Below are 16,888 nucleotides of genomic sequence, written 5' to 3'. Positions count from 1 at the left end.
GAAAACGCGGCGCCTGCGAAGCCCTTAACAATGCTAACAAGGAATCTTTCAGATTCCTGCTAACACAGCCACGCCTGTGCAAAAGCGCAGCGCGCGCTTCGCTTCCGCCTCCGGAACCGGTCGAGGCAGGTTCCGGTGATCCGCCACTTACGCATGTCACGCTGGTGTGGCGCGGCGGCGTGCAGGAAGACTGGCTTCGGTTCGGCAAGCCCGTTGCAGAGCGCATCCTCGATCGCCGGACGCGTATCGAAAGCTATGCTCCGGGACAGGTCTTTGCCTTGGTTCGGTGGGCTTCGAACGACTACGGGACCGTTGGCTCCACACTCACGATCGCCCAAGCCGCCGGTTTCGGCGAGCCGTTCACCACTCTGCCGCAGGTCGATCCTGGCGCGCAAATCCTGCTCTCGGTGCGAAGCTGGCCAAAGGTTCGCCAGGTCTTTGCGCTGATCGATGCGATCGAGGACGTTGGCATCGATCCCTGCGATGTAGCTCCCGACCACTGGCATCATGTCCACAACAGGCTGGCAGGGGGCATGCAAGTACGTTCCTATTCCCCTGCGCGCCATCGCGACTGGCTGCGGCGGCGAAAGCTGCAATCATGAGGCGGCGCACCGCCTTTCTGGCAGGCATGGTCGCGGCAGCGACACTGGCCAGCATCGCAATCCCGCTCTCGCGACTTTTGGTCTGGAACGTGACGGCCAGCGTGCCGGTTGGACTGTACTCAATCGGCGGAAAGACCGGTCTCCAGAGGGGCGACCGCGTCGCGATCGATCCTGCTTTCAGGCTGCAGAAATACCTCGCCTCGCGCGGCTATCTTCCTGCGGGTGTTCCGCTCATCAAGGAGGTTGCGGCGCTTGGCGGGGATACGGTCTGCCGGCGCGACCTGCTCATCGAGATCAATGGGACACCTGCGGGCTCGGCGCGTCGGCGCGACAGCCTTGGACGCGAACTGCCCGTCTGGAAAGGATGCCGGACTATCGCTGCGGATGAACTGTTCGTGATGAACAGGCGCGCCCCCGGCAGCTTTGACGGGCGTTATTTCGGCCCGGTCGCACGCGCCGATGTCATCGGGCGCGCGCGGCCCGTCTGGACCAACGAAGCGGGCGACGGGGACTATGTCCTGCTCGCCTCGCCCGCCGACTTTCCCATTCCCAACGTAAATGATGGAGACGCACAATGACCTGTATCGGCACTTTTGCAGCCACACCCGACGGCTTTGAAGGGCGGCTGCAAACCCTGACCATCGACGCACCGCTGACCCTGGTGGCCGCCGACCCCGGCGACACCGAGAACGCCCCTGACTATCGCATCATGGCAGGTGAAGGCGAGGAAACCTACGAGGTGGGTGCAGGCTGGAAACATGTCGGCGACAAGGCAGGCAGTTTTGTCACGCTCGTCATCGACGATCCGGTATTGCCTCGGCCCCTGCGCGCCAATCTGTTCAGTTCTGACGACCAGAACCATGTCCTTATATGGTCGCGCGGCGCGCGCCGCCCGGCAAAGGGCTGATTCCGTGCTCCGCCTGTATCTTCTGCAGGGACTCCTGGCCACCATGTGGGCGGCGAGTCCGGCACAGGTTTTTGCGCAATCGGAGCAGTTTGTCCGAGCTTCCCAGCGCGTCGAGATTGCAGCGCATGTCAGCGAAGCATCTCAGCAATTCGGCATTCCCGAGCACTGGATCTACGCGGTGATCCGCGCCGAAAGTGCGGGCCGGGTGCGGGCGGTTTCCAGAGCAGGAGCGATGGGTCTCATGCAGCTCATGCCCGGAACCTGGTCGCGGCAGCGCGCCCGGTTCACGCTCGGGCAAGACCCGTTCGACCCGCGCGACAACATTCTGGCCGGCACGTCTTACCTGCGCGAAATGTACGATCGCTACGGCGCGCAAGGCTTCCTCGCTGCATACAATGCGGGTCCGGGACGCTACGAAGACTGGCTTGCCGGACGGCGTTCGCTGCCACTCGAAACACGCCTCTATGTCGCCCGGATTGCGCCGCTGTTGCAGTCCGAGCGCATGTTTGCGGCGGTGCCTTTACAGGCCGGGAATGCTCCGGCTGGCGTCTTGCAGCCGCCCCGCGCTGGGCGAGAAGAGTTGGACGAGGTGGCTATGCCCGGTCCCGCAGCGAACCCCTTCGCGCGTCCGGAACAGCCCGCGCACGATCTATTCGCGCCTGCTTCGACGGTCTCCTCCCAATGAAAGCGAGCCTCGCACCTTCGCGCAGGCATGCGTTTCCAGGCGAAACCGGGCGTATAAGCGGAGCCTTACGCATCAAAAGAAAGGAGGGATTGCCGCTGTATTCGGCGAGGACTTGGCAGCGGCCAAGGCTTGCACGGCTGCTGCACCTGGCGCTTCCCTCGCTCCGGTTAAACGGAAGCGAAGGAGTCGGGTGATGGAGTACTTTGCAGGGCTGGACGTGTCGGTCGAAGAGACCGCGATCTGCGTGGTGGGCGATGACGGCAAGGTGGCGCTGGAGACCGAGGTGCCGACCGAACCGGAGCTGATCGCCGAAGCGCTGGAGCGCTTTGCCGGCCGCCTGCGCCGGGTCGGCCATGAGGCGGGTTCGATCTCGCCCTGGCTGCATGCCGGGTTGCTCGCGCTGGGTCTGCCCGCTGTCTGTCTGGAGACGCGTCATGTGCGCGCTGCGCTGTCGGCCCAGCGCAACAAGACAGACGCCGCCGATGCGCTCGGCATCGCCCATATCATGCGCACCGGATGGTTCCGGCAGGCGCATATCAAGACCGAGGAGTGCTACCGGATACGCTTGCTTCTGGTGCAGCGGCGCAACCTCAAGCGCAAGTTCCTCGATATCGAGAACGCCATAAGGCACTCGCTGAAGGTGTTCGGGATCCGGCTAGGCAAGGTCGGGCGCGGGTCGATGGCGAAGGCTGTGCGCGAGGCGGTTGCGGGCGATGCGATGACCGCAGGGCTGATGGACTGCATGCTGAGAGCACGCGCGGCGCTGTGGGAGGAGTACCTGATCCTGCACAAACTGGTCACCCAGCTCGCCATGCGCGACGAGCTGTGCCGCCGGTTCATGGCGATCCCGGGCGTCGGCCCGGTCACCGCGCTGACCTTCAAGAGCGCGATCGACGATCCCGCCCGGTTCCGCCGCTCGCGCAATGTCGCGGCCTACTTCGGGTTGACCGCACGCCGCTGGCAGTCGGGCTCATCGATCGACGTGAAGGGCCGGATCAGCAAGGCGGGCGATCCCGACGTGCGCCGTGCGCTCTACGAAGCGGCATCTGCGATGCTCACCCGGTTCAAGGGTCGCGACACGATCAAGACATGGGGACTGAAGCTCGCGAAGACCAAGTGCCACGCCAAGGCGCGCGTCGCGGTTGCGCGCAAGCTCGCCATCGTAATGCACGCGATGTGGCGCGATGGCACGCTTTATGTCGGCGATCCCGACGCCGAAGCGCAAGAGATCGACAGCGCCTACGCCGCCAAGATGCAGCGGCTGAGCTACGCGCGGTCATGATGACGAAGACACCAACCGCAGCCGACTGATGGCTCGACGACATACGGAGGTCCGCGCGAGCGGCAGAAGGAATGATACAGACCAGGAAGACGGGAAGCACGATATCTCGCCTGCGGCCGCGCACAGCGGACCGCGCTCGATTGCCTGTGATGCTGCCCCGTAACTCCGATAGCGACATGTGCCGCGAGCGTGCGGGTACCGCCTCGATGCAGAGCGATACCGGCCTCGATGAGCACGGAAGATTGCGCGGCGTATCAGACCCCAAACGCTACTTCGCAGACCTGCGCGCAGCGGCGTCGAATAGTTGGTCCATTAGTGCTAAAGAGAGGAAACGACGATGGCGAATACTACGAAAACCAGACAGCCAAATAAGATGGCGAGATAAAAGCACCGCCGTCGGTCGGGGTGCAGGTGGTTGGTTTTGCGGGAGAATATGCGCCGTCTCTGCTGTACGCCTGCAGGCGCTTGGATCGGAATCCTTAGGCTTTTCAATGCTGAAAGCGCCGTCTACCGGTTTTCCTGTCTGTGGCTGACGACGAATTCGATATCAGGCCGGGTCGGTCAAGAGACAGCGATGCGCGCGCCTATCGCAAGGCCGGTACGCTGGTCGGGCGCGTGCTGCAGGCCTCGCGCCGGTCAGGCTATACGCCGCTCGGGCGAGGCCGGGCAGGCGGCGGAACCGGGCATCTGGGACGCGGCAAACGTGCTGCGTTCCGAGGCCGCCCCCATGCTTTCCAGCGGCGGGTCATCATCAAGGCGCGCGTCGTTCGCCATGGCGGCAGCCGGTTCCGCTCGGCACCGCTCGCCCGCCACATCGCCTATCTCGAACGCGACGGCGTCACCCGTGACGGATCGGATGCCCAGATGTTCGATGCCTTATCGGATGAGGTCGATGGCGATGCCTTCGCCGCGCGCTGCGAAGACGACCGGCATCACTTCCGCTTCATCGTGTCGCCGGAAGACGCAAGCGAGATGGCTGACCTGCGCGCTTTCACGCGCGAACTCCTTGAAGATATGGCGAGCGATCTCGACACCAAGCCCGACTGGGTGGCGGTCGATCACTGGAATACCGACAACCCGCATGTCCATGTCCTGGTCCGCGGCGTTGCCTCGGACGGCAGGGACCTGGTGATCGATCGCTCTTATATCAGCGAAGGTATGCGGGCCCGCGCCCAGGAGCGCGTCACCGTCGAGCTCGGCCCGCGCAGCGAGCGCAATATTCAGCAAGCGCTCCGCCGCGAGGTCGATGCCGAGCGCTGGACCTCGCTCGACCGCCGCTTGCAAAATCAGCGCGACGATCTTGGCGTGGTCGATTTGTCCCCCGAGGACGATGCGACACGCCGCAGCAACCGCGCATTCCTTATTGGCCGCGCACAAATGCTCGAACGCATGGGATTGGCCGAGCGGGTCGGGTCGGCGCGCTGGACCTTGACCGCAGACCTCGAACCGACATTGCGCGCGCTGGGCGAGCGCGGCGACATCATCAAGACCTTGCACAAGGCGATGCGTGGACGCGGCGCACAAGGCGCCCTTGCATCCTTCGCGCTGCATGGAGAAGACGAGAACCGCCGGGTCATCGGAAGGTTGGTCGAGCGCGGTCTTCATGATGAGCTGACAGGCGAGGCTTATGCGATCGTCGAAGGAGTGGACGGGCGTGCGCATTATCTGCGTTTTCCCGATCTGGACCAGACAAGCGATGCAGCACCCGGCGCCATCGTCGAGACAGGCGAATGGACCGACCGCAACGGGCGACGGCGCAGCAGCCTGCTGGTGCGTTCGGACCTGCCGCTCGAGCGGCAGATTGACGCGCGCGGGGCGACCTGGCTCGACCGGCAGCTGCTGTCGGCACGAGCCGCGTCGCTGGGAGGCGGCTTCGGCAATGAAGTCCGGAAGGCTCTTGACGAGCGCCGTGAATGGCTCGTCGATCAAAGTCTTGCGAAGCGACATGGTAGGAGCGTGACCTTGGTGCGCAACCTGCTCGGAACGCTCCGCAAGCAGGAACTGGACGCGGCAGGTAAAGCGCTGGCTGCGCGTCATGGTCGTCTGGCAAATCCGGTAACGGAAGGTGATCACATTTCCGGCATCTACCGCGAGCGCATTTCGCTGGCGTCGGGTCGCTTCGCCATGATCGATGACGGAGTGGGTTTCCAGCTCGTGCCCTGGAGGCAAGACCTCGAGCGGCATCTTGGAAAAGAAGTCGCTGGCAAGGTCCATGTGCGAGGCGGTGTCGACTGGAACTTTGCGCGTTCGCGCGGTCCGGCGGTTTGAGGAGCACCGGCATCATAACGGAAATCTTGACAAACGCACCATATGATGCTTATAAACGCATCAGGAGATGCGATATGGTAAGTGCAGCGATTCAGCATGCCGAAGCTCCCCCGGGGCTTCAGACCTTTGCAAGCGACGGTGATCGCAGCCGCCTCACCAGCGCTGCGGTAAAGGCCGTGCTGCGCCTCATTGGGGCCTGGGGTGCGAGCAACGCTGAGGGCGCTGCGCTGCTCGGCGTGTCCGAAAGCACCTGGGACCGGATGAAAGCCGGAACCTGGGAAGGCTCGCTCGGTCAGGACCAGCTGACCCGCGCGTCGGCGCTGATCGGTCTGTTCAAGGGACTGCATCTGCTGTTCGCCAACGACATGGCCGATCGCTGGCCAAAGCTCGAAAACAGGGCCCCGTTGTTTGATCGCCGCTCGCCCATCGGGGCGATGATCGAAGGCGGCATTCCGCGCATGCTGGAGACCAGACAATATATCGACGCGCTTCGTGGCGGGCTCTGAGGAGGCAGGCGAGCCGCCGCAGATCCGCGAAGCGTTCGAGCGGACTGTCCGGCTCGTTTCCAGCGCGCGCTTGCGCGAAGCGGTCATGGCTCCACTTGCCGACAGTGATGCCGAGCTTGCGCTGCTCGCTGAAATCGAGGGGGCGACGAGTTCGCGCCTGATCGCCGAAGAGCGCGGGTTTGGCGGGCTGACAGCCGACGAGCTGGTTCATGGCGTGCCGCATGCCAGGTTCATTAATGCGAGCTTTGCTTACGCCAAACCGCGCGAGCCCAATCGCTTCAACCCCGCGAACCGCGGCGCATGGTATGCCGCGCTCGATGTCGAGACCTGTATTGCCGAGGTCGGTCATCACCTGACACAGGCGCTCGCCGATGCCGGCGATTTCGATGCCGTTGTCGAATATGGCGAGACGATCGCCAGCATGGCGGGCGTCTTTATCGATCTGCGCGAGCAGCCCGGACACCCGGCCCTCGATCCGGACAAGACGAAAGGCTATCCTGTCGGCAATGCTCTAGCGGCGGAGGCACGCGCCGCCGGTCATAACGGCATTATCTATCCCTCTGTGCGCCATGCGGATGGGACTTGCATCGCGGCCCTGTGGCCCAACGTCGTGCAATCGGTCGCGCAAGGGGCGATGTACCGCCTGACCTGGTCCGGCAACCCGGACTATAGTCGGGAAGCAATCTAGCCGTACGCCGCTTTTGCTACGCCAACCTGCGATCACGCAGCTTCCGACTTGAATATGTAATGCAAAGCCGCCGTGCTGTCCTTCACGAAAGGAGCCAGCCTTGTCGGCAACCCGGATATTGTGGGGTCAGATACTCGTCGTCTTCACCCTAACGCTCGCAGGTGTGTGGGCGGGCACCCAGTGGACGGCGCACGCGCTTGGCTATCAGGCGCAGCTGGGCGCGCCCTGGTTCAGTATCTCCGGAGCGCTTGTCTATCCGCCTTATGCCATCTTTTGGTGGTGGTTCAGCTACGAAGCCTATGCGCCGCGCATCTTCGAGACCGGCGGAATGATTGCCGCATCGGGCGGTCTCGTGTCGGTGGCGGTCGCGATCGGCATGTCGGTCTGGCGCGCCCGAGAGATCAGGAACAGCGCGACATATGGCTCGGCGCGCTGGGCGACCCGTTCCGAAATTTCACGCGCGGGCCTTCTGGCAGGCAAGGGCGTCATTATCGGCCAGCATGCCAATCTCTATCTTCGTCACGACGGCCCCGAACATGTGCTCTGCTTCGCGCCGACCCGCAGCGGCAAAGGGGTCGGCCTTGTCGTGCCAACGCTCCTGACCTGGCCGCATTCGGCGATCGTGCACGATATCAAAGGCGAGAACTGGGAGCTGACAGCTGGTTTCCGTACCCGGTTCAGCCGCACGCTTCTGTTCGATCCGACCAATGAGGCATCGGCGGCCTATAACCCTCTGATGGAAGTGCGACGCGGCATCAACGAGGTGCGCGACGTGCAGAACATCGCCGACGTGCTGGTCGATCCGGAAGGCTCGCTTGAACGGCGCAATCACTGGGAAAAGACCAGCCACGCGCTGCTCGTCGGGGCCATTCTGCATGTGCTTTATGCCGAGCCTGACAAGACGCTCGCCGGGGTGGCGAACTTCCTCTCCGATCCACGCCGATCCATCGAGGCGACACTGACCGCAATGATGCACACACCGCATCTGGGGGAAGACGGCGTCCATCCGGTTGTCGCGAGCGCGGCGCGAGAATTGCTCAACAAGTCGGAGAACGAACGCTCGGGCGTGCTCTCGACCGCCATGTCGTTCCTCGGCCTGTACCGCGATCCGGTTATCGCAAAGGTCACGCGGCACTGCGAATGGCGCATCGCGGACCTCGTGGCACAGGGCCGCCCAGTCACGCTCTATCTCGTCGTTCCGCCGTCAGACATCAGCCGCACCAAGCCGCTCATCCGGCTCATTCTCAACCAGCTCGGAAGACGTCTGACCGAGGATCTGCAGGAAGGTGCCGTTCGCGAGCGGCTTCTCCTTATGCTCGACGAGTTTCCTGCCTTGGGTAGGCTCGACTTTTTCGAAAGCGCGCTCGCCTTCATGGCGGGCTACGGCATCAAGGCCTTTCTGATCGCCCAGTCATTGAATCAGATCGAGAAAGCCTACGGGCAGAACAATGCCATTCTCGACAATTGCCATGTGCGGGTGTGCTTCGCGACCAATGATGAGCGCACTGCCAAGCGCGTTTCGGAATCGCTCGGGACTGCGACCGAAACCCGGGCGATGCGCAATTATGCCGGACACCGCCTCTCTCCGTGGCTTGGTCACCTGATGGTCTCGCGCTCGGAGACGGCGCGCGCTCTTCTGACCCAGGGCGAAATCATGCAGCTGCCCGACACCGACGAAATCGTGATGCTCGCAGGCGTGCATCCGATCCGTGCCAGGAAAGCGCGCTACTACCGCGACCCCCGGCTCAGCAAACGGGTGGAGCGTCCACCGAAGGTCGAGAAGTCGGAGTTTGCGGCGGACGGGAGCGAATGGCACGGGAGACATGTGACCGCGCCTTCGCAATCCGCGAAATTGCTGACCGAGTCCGAAGAGTACGAGGTCGATGATCACCAGTCCGATGGCGGGATCCGCCAATCGCCCGAATTGCCGGAATACGAAGATGTGGCGCCGCCGCCAGTCGAGATCCCCAACGAATTTGAGTTTGACGACCGAACGGACGACGATCAGGCAAACCGCAATCGCAGAATGGCCCAGCGGATGCAGGCCAATGCGCGGCGCGCTGCGCTCGATCCCGGCGACGGGATCGAGCTATGAGCAAGGGCAACCGTATCAAGCATACCTTCCGTCTGCCGCCAGCCCTTTCCAGGCAGCTTGCGGACTATGCGGGTCGCAAGCGCGTTTCGCAGGCTTCGGTGGTGGAGGCCGCGATCGGCTCGTTTCTCTCTCCCGATGGATCGGAACGCATGGAAGCGGCCTTCAGTCGACGCCTTGATCGCATAAGCCGACAGATCGGCAAGCTCGACTATCATATCGAGGTCGGGAACGAGGCATTCGCGCTCTACCTCAGGCGATGGCTGGCGGTGACCCCGGCCATGCCGTTTGAAGCCAATGCCGCCGCGCGTGCCGATGCGGAAAAGCGGTTCGACTTCTTCGTCGAAGCGCTCGCGCGGCGCATGGAAACGGGCAGGCATCTCGCTGACGATCTCATTCGCGCGGTCCCGGAACCAGAGCTTGGTGAGGTCGAGAAGACAGACGGAAGCAGCCCAGAGCCTCCGGCGTAGCCCTGACAGAAGCCTTCGATAGTCCGGCGGGGTAACCCAACCAGTAGAGGAGAGGGACGCTTTCTAAGGTATGCCGGCGCACCTGCGGGAATGCGAGGGTGCAACCATTCCAAGTGCTTGCTAAAGGTCCAGTAATGCGCACCGAACTCGATCATCTGCCTCCGCAAAAGCAACGCGAACTTGAGCGCGTGGTGCAGCTGATTTTCGAAGAGTTCGATGATGCCTTTGCCCTGGCGAAGCACGAGTGGAAGAAGGCCGGCCGCATTCTCAAGGTCATTCTCTACGGCAGCTATGCCCGCGGCACTTGGGTCGACGAGCCGCATACGGCCAAGGGCTACCAGTCGGACTACGATCTGCTCATCATCGTCAACGACAAGCGGCTGGTCGACCGGGTCAAGTACTGGTCGAAGCTCGATGACCGGCTGATGCGCGAGTACGGCGTGACCAAATCGCTCAAGACGCCGGTCAATTTCATCGTCCATGCGCTGCAGGAGGTGAACGACGGGCTGGCCCACGGGCGTTATTTCTTCATGGACGTGAAGCAGGACGGAATTGCGCTCTACGAGTCCGACGATACCGAACTGCATACGCCCAAGCCCAAGACGCCTGCCGAGGCGCTAGCGATGGCGCAGGAGTATTTTGACGAGTGGTTTCCGGGTGGTGCTGGTCGATTGGACACGGCCCGATACACAGCCAACCAGGGCCGCCTAAAAGAAGCAGCTTTTGATACTCATCAGGCAGCCGAATTCCTTTATCACTGCGTACTTCTGGTCTGCACCTTTTATACGCCGCATGTGCACAATCTTGGTTTCCTTCGCACCCAGGCGGAGCGGATCGACCCACGCCTGACCTACGTCTGGCCGCGCGACACGCGTCGCGATCGTGCGCGCTTCGAGAAGCTGAAGGAAGCTTACGTCAAAGCGCGGTATTCAAAGCATTACCGCATCACCAAGGAAGAGCTCGAATGGCTTGGCGAACAGGTCGAGGAACTCGGTCGCGTAGTGCATGAGATATGTTCGGAGCGCCTCGAAAAGCTCGGAAGTGAAACCGGCGCTTGATCGATTCTCGCCTATTGGGTTTACTAGGTGACTGCTTTGCGCCCTGATTTCGGCCTATCGGCCTATCCATGCGACTGCCTGAAAGCAGACATCGGCTTTCACGGCAAATTCGACGAACGGACACATCTGAATTGCGGCTAGCTGTGGTGGATCAAAGGGTGTCCGCAGGGACCGCTTATAGCACTGCGGTACCCAGAATATCGCCGGTCGCAGCTTCGTTTAAAAAACGCCACCATGGGCCGACCATGGTCAAAGAACCAGCCAAGCTCATTCCGCAGAATTGGCCGCAACCAAGAGCTCCCTCCACAAGAGCGATAGATCTCCGGGCGGATGTGGCTCGACGTCCTTCAACTGGCTGGTGATAGACTAAATTATACCAGGCTCCAGTCCACCTGGACCGCGCATTCTTAAACGCCCTTGACGAAAAAACACCGCCTGCTTATCCGCTTGTGCGAATGATTTGCAATTGCAGGAGGGCGCATTGCGCAAGCTCACTTATCTCGCCGCCACATCCCTTGGGCTTTCAGCGCAGGCTTACGCACAAGGGCAGGCGGATGAACCGGCGGAAGCCGTTGAAGATGACGTCATCGTAGTTTCCGCCACTCGCACGCCGACCCCGATCACTGCCATTCCCAACACCGTGAAAGTGATCAATCGCGCAGAAATGGAGACCCAACTCGCGGTAAGCGCCAGCTTGCTCGATAGCCTTGCGTTCTCGGTTCCCAGTCTTGCGCCAGCGCGGCAAAAGCTGACTAGCACAGGCGAATCTCTACGCGGGCGGACCCCTTTGTACATGGTAGACGGCATCCCGCAGTCTACCCCCCTTCGTGACGGAAAGCGCAGCGGCTTCACCATTGACCCCGCATTCGTTGACCGGATCGAGGTCATCTACGGTGCCAATGCAATCCAAGGCGTAGGCGCCACGGGAGGGGTGATAAATTACGAAACGGTCGATGCACCTCGTGATGGCAAGTGGCTCAACCGCATTACCGCGGAAATGACGACGGATGATTTTGAGTCAAATGGGTTTCATTATCGACTGGCAGGCCTCACCGGCAAACGCATGGGCAGCTTCGACTTTGTAGCAGGCGCTGCTTACGAGAAACACGACCTCTTTTACGATGGCCAGGGCCGCGCGATCGCAGTCGATACCGTCCAGGGCGAGCTCATGGACAGTCGAAGCATAAGCCTGTTTGGAAAGGCGGGCATCGAGCCAACCTCCGGCCAACGCCTAGAAGGTATGATAAACTATTATGAGGTCACCGGCGATGGGGACTATTCAACCGTACCCGGGAGTCGTGCGAACGAAATTCCCGCGACCTCGATTGAAGGGACGCCTTCCGGAGATCCGACTTTCACCGAGGCGCTGAATGCATCCTTATCTTACTCTAATGATGCAGTTTTTGGTGGTGAATTAACGCTACAGGGTCATTACTTCGATTTCTATGCGCTCTATGGTGGAGACACTTTCCCGGTGTTTCAGGACCCCGCGATCGCGCCCGCTGGCACTCTCTTTGATCAATCGGCCCTGAGTTCGGAAAAGTACGGCGCGAAGCTGACCTGGGTGCGGAAAGATGCTCTGTGGGAGGGCCTCCAGATGGTGATTGGAGCCGACTACCTGCGCGATAAGAGTTTCCAGGAGCTGGCCCAAACTGATCGATTGTGGGTGCCCGAATTGATCTACAAGGGCTGGGCTCCCTTCGTTCAGCTTGAACAGTCTCTCTTTCAAGACATAGTGCGTCTTTCAGGGGGCGTCCGCTGGGAAAACGCGACCCTCGATGTGCCGGACTTTACCACCATAGCTAGCGCCAACCGGACATCGGTAGAGGGAGGCGCTCCCAGATTCGATAAGATATTATCCAACGCTGGTGTTGTGATTGAACCAGTCGCTGGTTTCACGATCTTCAGCTCTTACGCGCAGGGTTTCACCATGCCTGACGCAGGACTCATTTTGCGTTCGGTCAATACTCCCGGTCAGAAGGTCTCGGATCTCGTCGATCTGCAACCTATCATCGCGGATAACATCGAGGTTGGCACTGCCTGGCGTCGAGATGGCCTGGAGTTAGCAGCCAGCTACTTCTGGTCGAATTCCGACTTGGGATCGCGCATTCAGGTTGTCGGTGGCGCGGGGCAGGTACGCCGCGAACGCACCGAAATAGAAGGCTTTGAACTTGCAGCGAGCTACCGCTTATCCAGCAGCCACCGCCTCGGGCTAAGCTTTGCTGCGCTAGACGGTCGGTACGACAGCGACGGTGACGATATTGTCGATCGCGATCTCGATGGTCGCAATATCGCGCCTGATCGGTTCAACGCCTTTGCGGAAGGCCCCCTTATCGGGAATCTCCAAGGACGGCTGCAGCTCTCACGTTTGTTCAATCGCAGCTTTGAGGGAAATGACCCGAAATTTGATTTCGACGGCTACACACTGATCGATCTGGTCTTGCGCTACCCAACCAAAAACGCCGGGGAATTCACGCTGGCAGCAAGCAATCTGCTCGACGAACAATACATCACGTATTTCTCCCAGACGGTCAGTTTCGTAAGCGATCGCGATTTCGTCTCGGGCCGTGGCCGAGCCCTTACTTTGCGCTGGAAGGGTGAATTCTGAGGCACACTCTGGATGAGCTACCTTCCCTTTCGGTTGATTAGATGAAACTTCTCTCGCTCCTGCACCGCTGGACAGGCGGCTTTGTCGGCGTGGTGCTCGCTGTGATCGGACTGTCCGGCACCGCTCTTCTTTGGGAAGACAACTGGATCCTGTTGGACGGTGCCAACGACGCACCGGCCAGCAGCCCTGCCGAACTAGCCAAAGCGATTGAAGTTGCAATTCAGACCGCACCCGGGCTGTCGCGGATTACTTTTGCCGGCGAGGAGATCGGATTACACCAGGCAATCTATTCGGACGGCAGCGGCGCGTACATCGCACAGGATGGGACTGTTATCGAACGCTGGTCGGGAATTTGGGAGCGCCCCGAACTGTGGTTGTTCGAATTGCATCACTACCTGCTGTTGGGAGAAGTTGGAAAAACCATTACCGGAGTTCTGGGGCTCCTGTTGCTGGCGTTCACCATCACTGGGGCGATCCTATGGTGGCGTACCAGAAAGACCTTTAGGTTCCGCCTATGGCCGGCGCGCTACACGGCTAGTGCAATCGTCAGGCATCATCGGGATATGGGCGTGGTGGCATCGCCCTTGCTGCTTATCGCAGCTGCCACGGGCACAATGATGGTGTTCCCGGCGATCTCTTCCGAGTTGCTCTCACCGATCGCGACTGCCGATGTCACACCCGAACTCCCGACGGACCTCGCACCGATCAGCGAAAGTACCGATTGGGCCGTTGTGCTTGCCAATGCGCAATCGGTCTATCCCTCGGCTGCAGCCCGTCGATTGATGATGCCTGCAGCGTCAGGCGAACCGATTGCCATTCGGTTTCGACAGGACTTTGAGTGGACGCCTAACGGTCGAAGCTATGCATGGGTCGCGCCAGATACTGGAACCGTCGTTGCCAAAGATGATCCGGCGTTGCGTGACACGGCTTATGCCATTGTCGAGAAGTTCTACCCGATACACGCCGCCAAGGTTGGTGGCTTCCTGTGGCGGATTGCAATGACCTTCGCAGGCTTGGCTCTCGTACTGCTCGGTCTCTTCGCGAGCTGGTCTTTCTGGATCGGTAAATTCACCAGTCGTCCGCCGAATGTCCTGCGCCCGGCAAAGGCGGCGAATTAGCTCTTGCTAGCGTTATTTGAAGTCCGCGTCCGCTTTGAGCAGCTCTCACGCTGATTCCGGGCGATTTGCAACAGGCCCCATTTGTGCCATTTTTGCAAATATCCGTTTTTTTAGAGGGTAAAAAGAGACGGCCGCGCCTGACTCATGGCGCCGACTTAGCGCGCTGACCGAACAGCTCGCCGTTCGAGTCCCTCAATCTAGCCACGGCCGTAAGCGATCCCATGCAATTTCCGCCAGCCTGCGCGAGCGTTGACGCACAAATTCCCCGTCCCAGTCGGACGGACATTCGACGAGCGGAATCAACAATCTCGCGTGGGTTGCTTCGGCGAGGATCGCTTCCGATCTTTCGGGCAAGTCATACCCCAACTTTCTGGCTTCTTCGCGCGCGGCCTCGAACGCTTCGGGCGTTCTCGATGCCAAGGCGCGGTAGCTTGCCATCTTTTTCGGTTGGGGATGATTTGACACCACTATGTTGTGGTCGCGATGCAGCAGCGTGAGGTTGCCCAGAGTCTGGAACAGCTCTCGTTCGTCGTAGAGGTCAGCGGGCCAGTCAGTGCTAGCCCCTTGCTGTGGAGCGATGTGCTCGACTTGCATGGGCGAAAGCAGGTTCCAGGCATCAAGCGTCAAGGTTGGATGAACACCTTTCCGGCCGGATACGACCAAACCCGGATTCTTGAGGTCGGGTTCTACGTCGTGCGCCGAAGCTATCAGAAGGAATTTCGCAACCTCGGTCGCGTGCTTGGCTAACAGGCTCGTTTCGACTTTACCGGACCAGCTCCCTTTCTCCGAAATGCCGGCCTTTTCCAGCGCATCGCACAGGACGCGTTTGTAAAGTGCGATGTCGAGCGCGCTCTTGCGTTTGGTGGATGGGTTTCCTGAGAAGGGCCGTGCCGCAAGGGCAGCCTGCCCGTCGCCGGAAAGCATGACATCGCGATACACCGCATCGATGCCCGACGTCGTGCCGAATGCTCCGCGCCAGATCGCAGTGAAGGCAGCGCTCGCCTTGATTGCATCGGCAAAGGCCACCGATTTCTGAAGGCGCTCTTCCGGATCGGCGGATAATGCGGCCCCGAAAAATCTGCTGAGCGGTGGAATCGTGACCGTATGCTTAAGTCCACGCAGAAACTCGAACGCGACCTTCGCCGGCTCGTCGATGTTCGAGAGGCCGCCGAAGCTGGGATTAAGGGTTTCTGCAGGATCCCACGAAGTCGACATGAGATCGGACACATCGCCCAAACGCTTTACGAAGCCCCGCCGGAATTCCGTCCGGGTCTTGTCGTCCGGATCGCCGTATTGTGCGCGCAAGTAACGCCGTTGCTCGTTGAGCTTCTTACCCAGCTTCTGGCCCGTTTCTGCGAGCGCGAAAGCGACAAGAAGTTCGGAGGTCGTGCGCTGCAGCTTGCTCGCGTCCTTGGCGTAGCGATCGACGTATTTCTCGGTCCGCAGCATGTCCGCGTGCGAAGGGGTGGATTGATAATCCTCTAGCCCTTCCGCGTCGATCACCCGGGGCCGAAAGGTTTCGAAGGCGGTGAGCGGTTCGCCGGTCGTATTGAGAGCCTCGAACATATCGAAAGCGTCATCTTCGCCTTCGCTTTCGACAACTGTGAAGGCCATTCGCCTTTGCAAATAGTGAGCAAAAATGATCGCGGCAAAGGCAAGCCGGAAACGCTTGCCCGTGGTCGTCTCGTCATCCTTGCGGAGCCTTTCGGCGACTTCGGATGGGACTTCGAAACCAAAGAGCGCTTCGCCGAATCCGGCTTTGAGCGCCTGCTCGATCAGGCTCGGCATCTCCTCCTGCGGTTGCACAAGGTCGCGAAGGCGTTTGTTCATATGCCGGAAGACGGCGGCCACATTCTTGTGCGTCGAAGCTTTTTCGCCATCGGGCTCGCTCGGACGAAATTGCTTGGCCTCGGTCTCCTCGTTCTCGATATGCTTGAGGTAGTCCCAAATCAGGCGGGCGATCGCGCTCGAATACCGGGCTTCCGGTTTTGAAGACCACACATCGTCGAACGATCTGATGAGACGTGGATAGTACCTGTTGAGCGCCTTTCCGCTGCGTTTGTCGAGGATGAAACAGTCGCGAAGTTCCGCCATCATCTTTTGAATTTCTTCAAGCAGCCAGGCGCTGCCTTCTTCGTCATCTTTCTCGACCGAGGGCAGGCAGGTCGCCAGAAGATTGTGAATTGAAACAAAGAGCAGAATGAACGTCGAGATGCGCTGCTGGCCGTCGATGATCGTCATCACCGGCCGTGGCATCTCGTTCCGGAAATGCGGCTTCACGGTCACATACTGCGTGTCGTGGATCGCGATGATCGTACCGAGGAAGCTGATCGTTTCCTCTCGCTCAGGAAGCAGACTCAGGCCGTGAAGCGCATCCTCGAACAGTCGATTGACGTTTTCTTTGTCCCACCGGTATTCCCGTTGATAGGCGGGAATGTAGCAACCCTGCCCCGGGACTTGCAGGAATTGTAAGACGCTTCTTGGATTTGCCCGAAAGGCCTTTTCTACATCGATGGTCAAGAGACCCTACCCCCAGCGGTTGTGTCCATGTGCTTTGATTACCTAGCGATATTTCGGCTGGTAAGAAAAGCATGCTCGGGCAAG

Annotated in this window: 14 protein-coding genes; 13 read left to right on the top strand and 1 reads right to left on the bottom strand. The window is 60.5% G+C overall.

Annotated elements, in window-relative coordinates; translation table 11 throughout:
- Positions 1-56: 56 nt before the first annotated feature.
- The 13 genes from ASS64_RS17075 to ASS64_RS15000 all read left to right on the top strand — a co-directional run bounded on the left by ASS64_RS17075 (position 57) and on the right by ASS64_RS15000 (position 14,284).
- Complete coding sequence (locus ASS64_RS17075; RefSeq protein ID WP_369815381.1) at positions 57-602, top strand: DUF2840 domain-containing protein; 546 nt, start codon at positions 57-59, stop codon at positions 600-602.
- Positions 599-1,180, top strand: coding sequence for a S26 family signal peptidase (locus tag ASS64_RS15055; RefSeq protein ID WP_047822804.1), 582 nt, complete (start codon positions 599-601; stop codon positions 1,178-1,180). Before ASS64_RS17075 ends, ASS64_RS15055 begins: the two co-directional genes overlap by 4 nt.
- Positions 1,177-1,509 carry a DUF736 domain-containing protein gene (locus ASS64_RS15050; protein ID WP_047822807.1) on the top strand — a complete coding sequence of 111 codons (333 nt, stop codon included), beginning with the start codon at positions 1,177-1,179 and terminating at the stop codon, positions 1,507-1,509. Before ASS64_RS15055 ends, ASS64_RS15050 begins: the two co-directional genes overlap by 4 nt.
- 43 nt (positions 1,510-1,552) lie before the next feature.
- Positions 1,553-2,194: a lytic transglycosylase domain-containing protein gene (locus ASS64_RS15045; protein ID WP_067696376.1), complete on the top strand. Its 642-nt coding sequence runs from the start codon at positions 1,553-1,555 to the stop codon at positions 2,192-2,194.
- A 193-nt stretch (positions 2,195-2,387) separates the two neighbouring features.
- Positions 2,388-3,476, top strand: coding sequence for an IS110 family transposase (locus tag ASS64_RS15040; RefSeq protein WP_067696318.1), 1,089 nt, complete (start codon positions 2,388-2,390; stop codon positions 3,474-3,476).
- A gap of 519 nt (positions 3,477-3,995) precedes the next feature.
- A complete protein-coding gene (locus ASS64_RS15035; protein WP_067696315.1) occupies positions 3,996-5,744 on the top strand; it encodes a DUF3363 domain-containing protein in 1,749 nt (582 codons plus the stop codon).
- Between the two features lie 74 nt (positions 5,745-5,818).
- Positions 5,819-6,250 (top strand): antitoxin Xre-like helix-turn-helix domain-containing protein, encoded by a 432-nt coding sequence (locus ASS64_RS15030; RefSeq protein ID WP_047822813.1) that lies wholly within the window; start codon positions 5,819-5,821, stop codon positions 6,248-6,250.
- Complete coding sequence (locus ASS64_RS15025) at positions 6,237-6,938, top strand: RES family NAD+ phosphorylase (protein WP_067696312.1); 702 nt, start codon at positions 6,237-6,239, stop codon at positions 6,936-6,938. The genes ASS64_RS15030 and ASS64_RS15025 overlap by 14 nt, the downstream gene beginning before the upstream one ends.
- 100 nt (positions 6,939-7,038) lie before the next feature.
- Positions 7,039-9,033, top strand: a complete 1,995-nt coding sequence (locus ASS64_RS15020) for a conjugal transfer protein TraG (RefSeq protein ID WP_067696309.1) — start codon at positions 7,039-7,041, stop codon at positions 9,031-9,033.
- Positions 9,030-9,500, top strand: a complete 471-nt coding sequence (locus tag ASS64_RS15015) for a CopG family transcriptional regulator (protein ID WP_067696307.1) — start codon at positions 9,030-9,032, stop codon at positions 9,498-9,500. Before ASS64_RS15020 ends, ASS64_RS15015 begins: the two co-directional genes overlap by 4 nt.
- Before the next feature lie 134 nt (positions 9,501-9,634).
- The gene (locus tag ASS64_RS15010) at positions 9,635-10,558 is read left to right on the top strand and encodes a HEPN domain-containing protein (RefSeq protein WP_067696306.1); all 924 of its coding nucleotides are present in this window, start codon (positions 9,635-9,637) and stop codon (positions 10,556-10,558) included.
- 481 nt (positions 10,559-11,039) lie between these two features.
- Positions 11,040-13,166, top strand: a complete 2,127-nt coding sequence (locus ASS64_RS15005; RefSeq protein WP_157075218.1) for a TonB-dependent receptor — start codon at positions 11,040-11,042, stop codon at positions 13,164-13,166.
- 41 nt (positions 13,167-13,207) lie between these two features.
- Positions 13,208-14,284 carry a PepSY domain-containing protein gene (locus ASS64_RS15000; protein WP_067696290.1) on the top strand — a complete coding sequence of 359 codons (1,077 nt, stop codon included), beginning with the start codon at positions 13,208-13,210 and terminating at the stop codon, positions 14,282-14,284.
- A gap of 192 nt (positions 14,285-14,476) precedes the next feature.
- Here the strand turns inward: ASS64_RS15000 and ASS64_RS14995 are convergent, their stop codons facing one another.
- Entirely contained in the window at positions 14,477-16,804 is a 2,328-nt protein-coding gene (locus ASS64_RS14995; RefSeq protein WP_067696288.1) for a DUF262 domain-containing protein, read from the bottom strand.
- Positions 16,805-16,888: the final 84 nt, after the last annotated feature.

This window comes from Erythrobacter sp. AP23 (assembly GCF_001542855.1).
Classification (GTDB): domain Bacteria; phylum Pseudomonadota; class Alphaproteobacteria; order Sphingomonadales; family Sphingomonadaceae; genus Qipengyuania.
This window is presented reverse-complemented; position numbering and strand designations above follow the sequence as displayed.